General features: G+C 64.0%; 3 protein-coding genes and 1 tRNA gene. All 4 read right to left on the bottom strand.

Going from position 1 to position 7,597, the window contains the following annotated elements; translation table 11 throughout:
- A partial coding sequence (locus ABIR74_RS08385; RefSeq protein ID WP_348176989.1) for a lysylphosphatidylglycerol synthase transmembrane domain-containing protein occupies nucleotides 1-764 on the bottom strand: 764 nt, incomplete at its 3' end.
- A gap of 333 nt (nucleotides 765-1,097) precedes the next feature.
- Nucleotides 1,098-3,725: an EAL domain-containing protein gene (locus ABIR74_RS08380; RefSeq protein WP_348176987.1), complete on the bottom strand. Its 2,628-nt coding sequence runs from the start codon at nucleotides 3,723-3,725 to the stop codon at nucleotides 1,098-1,100.
- Nucleotides 3,722-6,712 (bottom strand): ATP-binding protein, encoded by a 2,991-nt coding sequence (locus ABIR74_RS08375; protein WP_348176985.1) that lies wholly within the window; start codon nucleotides 6,710-6,712, stop codon nucleotides 3,722-3,724. The genes ABIR74_RS08380 and ABIR74_RS08375 overlap by 4 nt, the downstream gene beginning before the upstream one ends.
- 557 nt (nucleotides 6,713-7,269) lie before the next feature.
- A tRNA-Arg gene (locus ABIR74_RS08370) sits at nucleotides 7,270-7,341 on the bottom strand.
- Nucleotides 7,342-7,597 lie beyond the last annotated feature (256 nt).

Here is a 7,597-nt window from a genome sequence, read left to right as displayed (position 1 = left end):
GCTTGTGAGGTTCCGATGCCGCCGGGACTGATCGGTGCGAGGGTCGCAAGTGTGGCCGTGGCCTGGACGGCGAGGGTGTTGTGGACGGTCTGCTCGATTCCGAACGCGCCCAGAGAGAACCATACGGTCGCGAGCCGCAGACCCCAGCCGGCGACCTGCCAGGGCACGACCTTCCTCAGATAGTGCGTTGGCGTGCGAAGGATGAGGAACCCCTGTGCGACGTGGGCGCTGAGGTCGCGCAGCCGAGCTCGAGCGACGAGGGAGAGTACAGCGATGGCAGCGACGAGTCCCAGCGCGAGTCCCGCCGTGAGACGTCCGTGGGCGATGAACCAGCGGAAGTCGACGCCAGGGAGCGAACGGAGGACGTCGAGGCCGGGCAGGACGTCGTAGCTGACCGCCCAGGTAAAGAGACAGATTGCGACGACGGTGTCGACGATCGTCAGCACGAAGGTGGAGCTGAGCACGGTTGCGTAGGTCGAGCGCGGAACTGACTTGCGGGCGACGATGAGGCGCGCCAGGTCCCCGAGTCGCGCGGGGAAGATCGCGTTGATACCGGCCCCGGCAAGATATGCGGCGTAGATCGATCGCCAGCGGACGTTCGCTGCGGGGTAGGAGGCGGCAAGGACGTTCCGCCAGGCACGGCTCGTACATCCGACCTTGACGAGCTGACATCCGATCGCAGCGGCGAGTGGCAGCGGCCTGATCGCAACGAGATAGTCCCGGAGGACGCCGATCGCGTTGAAGACGGGTTGCAACGTCGCCATCAATCGATCACCCCCCACGCCGACGCTAGCCGGTTCCAGAGCGGAGCATAACGGGAACGAGGGTCGAAGCGGCGGATGGGGCCGTGATGTGGATCGCTGCGTGCCGAACTTGCGCACGCGGTTTAGGAAGTGACTCATTGGAGGCGAACTGGGGGCGGCTTACCTCGCGAGGCAGCAGGACGGGAAGCGTGCTGGGAAGCTCATGTGTTGACCAAGACGACAACGGCGAGGGCGAGATCGTTTTCTACTGCCCGACTTGCGCCGTCCCGCAAGTTTCCGCCGGCACGTAGACCCGGTGCCTCCCACCACCCCCGAGCCGACTCCTGCGAGCGCTCAGCCCAGTAGGGTCGGTGCCGGCTTGGAGTCGAGCGTGGCGCGGACGGTTCTACCGAGGTCACGGCTTGCGAATGGCTTCTGGATGAATGCGTTGCCGTTCGCCATCGCGTCTCGGTCTGTCTCGTTGGGGTAGCCGGACATGAAGACGACGGGGAGGTCGGGGCTAGCTCGTCGAAGCTCGGCTGCGAGGTTCCTGCCGTTCAACTTTGGCATGACGATGTCTGTGAGCACGAGGTCGACGGGGTGATCGCGGTAGATGGCGAGTGCTTCCTCGCCGTTTGCTGCGGCGACGACGTCGTAACCCTTGTCGATGAGGAGTTGTCGGGTCAGCGTGCGAGCAGTGGCGTCATCCTCGACGACGAGTATCCGCTCCGCCCCCACGGAAAAGGCGTCGGGGTATTCCATCTCGTGCTCTGCGATCGCGGTTGGCCGGCCGTCGGTAGAGACGGGATCGATAGGGCCGAGCGTCGTCGTCGCCCCGAACGGCGATGTCTCGAGCCACTGCACCACATCTTCGCCGGGCATCGGCCGGCTGAAGTAGTAACCCTGTGCTTGGTCGCATCCATACTCGGCCAGCAGATCGAGCGTCTCCTCGTCCTCTACGCCTTCCGCGACGACCCTGAGGCTGAGGTTGTGGGCGAGATCGACGATCGAGCGAACGATGATCGCATCACCGCTCACCGAGCACATCGAGGAGACGAATGACCTGTCGGCCTTGACTTCGATTACCGGTAGGCGCTGGAGGTAAACCAGTGAGGAGTGTCCGGTGCCGAAGTCGTCGATCGACAACGGCTCGGCGAGATTCTCTAGTCGCGCTAGCAGGCCCGGCACGGCAGTGTCGATCAATGTGCTCTCCGTCAGCTCGAACGTCAGATGGCCGGGAGGGATCGCGAGGTTATGCATCAGCTGCTCGGTGGTCTCGAAGATCCCGGTTCCCTCTGCGAGGCAGCGAGCCCCCAGGTTGACAGCCATGGTGAGGTCGTAGCCTTGCTCGCGCCACGTCCGCAGCCTCTGCAGAGCTTCGCGTATCACCCATTGGGTGATCGGGACCATCAGTTCGCTCTGTTCGACCTCGTGCATGAACTCGCCAGGCATGAGCAACGTTCCCGATGGATGGTTCCAGCGGATGAGAGCCTCGACTCCCGCGGTCTTTCCACTCGCGAGGTCGATCTTCGGCTGGTAGTGCAGGATGAGTTCGTCGCGCTCGAGGCAGCGTCGGAGATCGGCCAGCAGCGCGAACCGGCGGACGGAAGCGTGCTCGTGGTCGGCGACGAAGAGCGCGTAACCAGTACCCGAGCGCTTGGCGTCGTACATCGCGAGATCGGATCGGCGGAGAAGATCGTCGAGGTTGTCTCCGTGCTCGGGAAAGAGCGCGATGCCGATGCTCGCCTGCACCTCGATCTCACGGCCGTCGACGAGGAAGACCGGTTTGAGAGCCTCCTGAAGCTTCCAGGCCACAGCCACTGCGCCGGCTACGTCGGTGACTCCGGCGGGCAGAACGCCAAACTCGTCTCCGCCCAACCGCGCGACGGTATCGGTTTCCCGCAAAGACCCGGTGAGGCGTTCGGCGACCTGCTGGAGCAGGACATCGCCGCGATCGTGCCCTGACGCGTCGTTGACCTCCTTGAATCCATTGAGATCCAGGACTAGGAGCGCCAACGGTTCGGCGCTTCGCGCAGCTGAGGCGATCGATTGATTCACCCGATCGGCGAAGAGAACGCGGTTCGGAAGACCGGTGAGAACGTCGTGCACTGCTAGATGTCGCAGCTCCTCAGCGTGGGCTCGCCCGACCGAGATGTCGCGAATGCAGCCGATGTGAATCGTGCGGGCTCCGAGTTGGACGTCACTGACGGCGAGGTCGATCGGGAACGTGGAGCCATCCTTGCGGTGACCCAGCACGTCGGAGGATCTATCGTCGGGCGGTAGGGCCATCCTCTTCAACCACGCTGCGCTGAAGACGTCGGAGGAGTCCACTGCGGCGATGAGGCTCGAGAAGGGCTGTCCAATCGCCTCCTCCTCGCTGTAGCCGAACAGGTTGACCGCTGCACGATTGAACGACTTGATCACACGCTGCTGGTCGACGGTGACGATTCCCTCCGCCACATTCTCGAGCACCGAACGGATACTGGCCTCGCTGTCTCGAAACTGGTCGCGGAGCATCGTCACCTCGGCCAGCGACTGCTCCAGTTCGAGTGACTGGAGGAACAGGTCGACGAAGAACGAGACCTTGGCGCGGAGAATATCGGGGACGACCGGCGCGAAGATGAAGTCCACCGCTCCGCTTTTGTATGCCTCCGGTACCCGTGTCTCTTCCTGCAGATGAGAGGTGATGAAGATGATCGGCGTGCACTCCGACTCGCGGCGCATCCGAATCAGCCTCGTCGTCTCGTAGCCGTCCATCAGGGGCATCTTCACGTCCATCAAGATCGTTGCGAAGGCGCGGCTCATCACCGCATGCAGAGCGGCTTCCCCCGAGCTGGCTTGAACGATCGAATGGCCCAAGGGCTGGAGTGCCGCAACAATCGCGACTCGCTTGGCCTCGTTGTCGTCGACCACCAGGATTGCCGCCGAGCGCTGGGACATATCGAGTCCAGGTTGTGCTTCGGTCGGGGGCGACGCGTTCATGCCGCTGAGGGAACCACCTTCGGCAGCCATGGTCCGATTGCGGCGAGAAGTTCGTCCGTGTCGACGGGCTTCGGAACGTAGTCGTTTGCTCCTGCGGCGATGCAGCGCTCGCGCTCACCACCGACCACCTTGCCGGTGACGGCGAGGATCGGGAGGGACTTGAACCGGTCGATCGCACGGATGGCACGGGTCGCGGCGTAGCCGTCCATTCCCGGCATCATGATGTCCATCAGGACCAGGTCGATGTCGGGCACCAGTTCGAGGGTGGCCAGCGCGTCGGAGCCACTTTCGGCGGCCACCACCTCCGCGCCACCTCGCTCGAGGAGCGCCGTCATGGCGAAGACATTGCGGAAGTCGTCGTCCACCACGAGGACCTTCGTCCCCGCGAACGGGCGATCGTCCAGGTGGTTGCGGTTGGCTCGAGCGGCTCCCGGAGCGGCAACCTTGGCCGGCGACTCGTCGACGGCGACGAGCGCCGCCGGTTGATCGGCGTTCGCCGTGGCTGTCGGAACCGCGACCCCGGAGGCCGTCAGGGAGCGAGTGAGCGGAAGATAAACCGTGAACGTGCTGCCTTCCCCCGGCGTCGAGGCTACGGTGATCTCGCCGCCGAGCAGCCCGACAAGCTCGCGGCTGATGGACAGGCCGAGGCCCGTGCCGCCGTAGTTGCGCGCGCTGCCTCCGTCGCCCTGGGCGAACGCCTCGAAGATCCGCTTGTGCTCCTCCGCCCCGATCCCGATGCCGGTGTCGGAGACGGAGAACGCAAGAACTGCCGGTGCGCTGACGAGCGATGCCGTCTCTGGGCTCCAGCCGTTGTCGGCCAGGCCGACCTGGAGGCGCACGCTGCCGTGCTCGGTGAACTTGAACGCATTGGCGAGCAGGTTTGTAAGGATCTGGCCCAGTAGCTGCGAGTCGGTGACGATGTCCGCCGGGGTCTCCGGGTCGACCTCGATCGAGAACCCGAGGCCCTTTCCCTGGCCGACATGCTCGAAATCGCGGAGGAGCGTGCTGCGCAGCGCTCGGATCGAGACGTCGGCCAGCTCGACCCTGCTGGTTCCCGATTCGGCCTTGGCCAGATCGAGGATGCTGTTCAGGAGACTCAGCAGATCCCGGCCGGAACCGAGGATGACGCTCGCATACTCGACCTGGGTGTCTGTCATGGTGCCACCCGCGTTGTCCCGCAGCTGCTCCGCGAGGATCAGGAGGCTGTTCAGCGGGGTGCGCAGCTCGTGCGACATGTTGGCGATGAACTCGGACTTGTACTTCGAGGAGACGGCCAGCTGGCCGGCCTTCTCCTCGACCAGGAGCTTGGACTGCTCGACCTCCTTGTTCTTTGCCTCTGCCTCGATGTTTTGCTCGGCGAGCAGGCTGGCCTGTCGTCCGAGATCCTCGTTCGACTCGCGAAGCTCCTCCTGCTGCGAGCGGAGCTCTTCCGCCTGTGACTGGGACTGCTTGAGCAGGTTCTCCGTGAGCGTGTTCGCCTCGATCGTGTTGAGAACGAGGCCGATGCTCTCCGTGAGCTGATCGAGGAACGCCTGATGGGTCGGGCTGAAGGGGGAGAACGAGGCGAGCTCGACCACAGCGCGCACCGAGCCCTCGAACAAGACCGGTAGCACGATGATGTTGAGGGGGCGTGATTCTCCGAGCCCGGAGTTGATCCTGACGTAGTCCTCGGGAACCTCGGTGAGCAGGATCCGGTTCTTCTCCTTGGCGCACTGCCCGACGAGGCCTTCGCCGAGCCGGAAGGAGGTGGAGAGACGCTTTCGCTCCTCGTAGCCGTAGCCGGCCTGGAACTGCAGCACAGGCTCGCTCCCGTCCGACGGGCCGGTCATCGAGTAGAAGACGCCGTGTTGAGCCGAGACGAGCGGGGCGAGCTCGGAAAGGATCATGCTCGACACCTCGGAGAGATCGCGCTGGCCCTGGAGCATGCGCGTAAAGCGCTCGAGGTTCGTCTTCAACCAGTCCTGCTCGATGTTCTGCCTGGTCGTCTCTCGGAGGTTGCGGATCATCTCGTTGAGCTTGTCCTTCAGGACGGCCACCTCGCCGCTCGCCTCGACGCGGACCTGCCTCGTGAGGTCGCCCTCGGTGACGGCGGTCGCCACGTCTGCGATGGCGCGCACCTGGTTCGTGAGATTTGCGGCCAGCTGGTTCACGTTGTCGGTCAGGTCCTTCCAGACTCCACCGATCTCCTTCGACTGCGCCTGGCCGCCGAGCTTTCCCTCAACTCCGACCTCGCGGGCGACTCTCGTCACCTCCCCGGCGAATGCGTTGAGCTGATCGACCATCCCGTTGACGGTGTTCTTCAGCTCGAGGAACTCGCCCTTGACGTCGATCGAGATCTTCTTGCTCAGGTCGCCGTTGGCCACCGCCGTCGTCACCTCGGCGATGTTCCGCACCTGGCCGGTCAGATTGCCGGCCATCAGGTTGACGTTGTCGGTGAGGTCCTTCCAGACGCCTCCGACCTCGATCGTGTACGCCGCGGCCTGCCCCAACTTTCCCTCGGTGCCGACCTCGCGGGCGACGCGCGTCACCTCGGAGATGAACCCGTTGAGCTGGTCGACCATGGCGTTGATCGTGTTCTTGAGCTCGAGCATCTCGCCACGGACGTCGGCCGACACCTTCTTGCTCAGGTCGCCGTCGGCGACGGCGCCGATGACGCGCTGCATCTCGATCGTCGGACGCACCAGATCGTCGATCAGGCTGTTGACCGACTCGATGCTCCCCGACCAGCTCTGGGCCCAGCCTCCGAGCACGACTCGCTGCGAGAGCTTGCCCTGCTTGCCTACGACCTCGCTGACTCGCGCGAGCTCCGCACCGAGAGACTGGTTGGCGACGATGACCTCGTTCAGACTGTCGGCGACCTTGCCGGACACGCCCGTCCAGTCGAGCGGCATGCGCGCCGTGAAGTCGCCTTCCTTGACCTGTGCCAGGACGCCGAGCATGACCTTGGCATCGATCGTGTCCGCGCCTTGCGCCGTTGGATCTGACATATCGCCTCCAGGGCGGATGATCGGGGTTGGCCTTTGATTGATGTATCTATCGGCACTTGAACCTTGACCATGAGCGCTTGGCGACGAGGCAGTTGAGCCGCTCGGCGTTCTCTGCAGGCTGTAGGTCGGCTGTGGCGGTGCGGGTAAGAGGTGGGGGCAAGAGCGTCTCAAAACACACCACCCGTATCACGCTGCGCGGCATCCCCGATGGCGCGGCATCGTGAACGACCGATCGAGTGGCCACGGGAGGCCGGTGATCCGCGCTACATCATCGACCTGTTCGCTCACGCCACGACCGGCTTCTTGCGGACGACGCAGGGTTTTCGATTCACTTCCGCCCTTCGAGAGTCTCTCAGGCTTGAGGCTCCGGTGCACGAAGCGATAGCACCACGCGTGATGCGAGCTTGTCAGTTCGCTCGGTGCGGTTGGTGAAGCACAAACCGGCGCCGCACCGTCGGCGAGTTCTTGTAGACGCTCGGTAGACGGAGAACTTCCCGGTCAGCACGCATGATGTCCCTTTGCGTCGCAACCTGGCTTCCCGAGCGAGGTTTGCACGATGCCCCCGGCAAGAATCGAACTTGCGCACGCGGTTTAGGAAACCACTGCTCTATCCACTGAGCTACGGGGGCCAAAATCCTGTTTTGCAGGACTTCTTAGAAGAAGACAGCCGCTGAAGTTTCCTCCACTCGATGGTTGTCTCTTGGGAGGAGCATAGCCTCGTACTTCGTTCGGGTCCAGTGAGCGTCCAAATCAGGCTCGATGAGTTCGCGAAGACCTGAATCCCCGAGAACTCGCGATACCCACCTGGCAGCAGGCCGTCGACGGATCGCCTCCCGCGCGGCACGCCACGTCGAACCCGGCACGTTCGGCGCTCCGAGAGGGACG

This window comes from Gaiella sp., assembly GCF_039915195.1.
Taxonomy (GTDB): domain Bacteria; phylum Actinomycetota; class Thermoleophilia; order Gaiellales; family Gaiellaceae; genus Gaiella.
The sequence above is the reverse complement of the archived record's forward strand: the minus strand, read 5'-3'. Positions and strand labels throughout refer to the sequence as shown.

Coding starts and splice junctions, on each gene's coding strand:
- ABIR74_RS08380 (WP_348176987.1), bottom strand. CDS start 3,725: ATGAACGCGTCGCCCCCGACCGAAGCACAACCTGGACTCGATATGTCC.
- ABIR74_RS08375 (WP_348176985.1), bottom strand. CDS start 6,712: ATGTCAGATCCAACGGCGCAAGGCGCGGACACGATCGATGCCAAGGTC.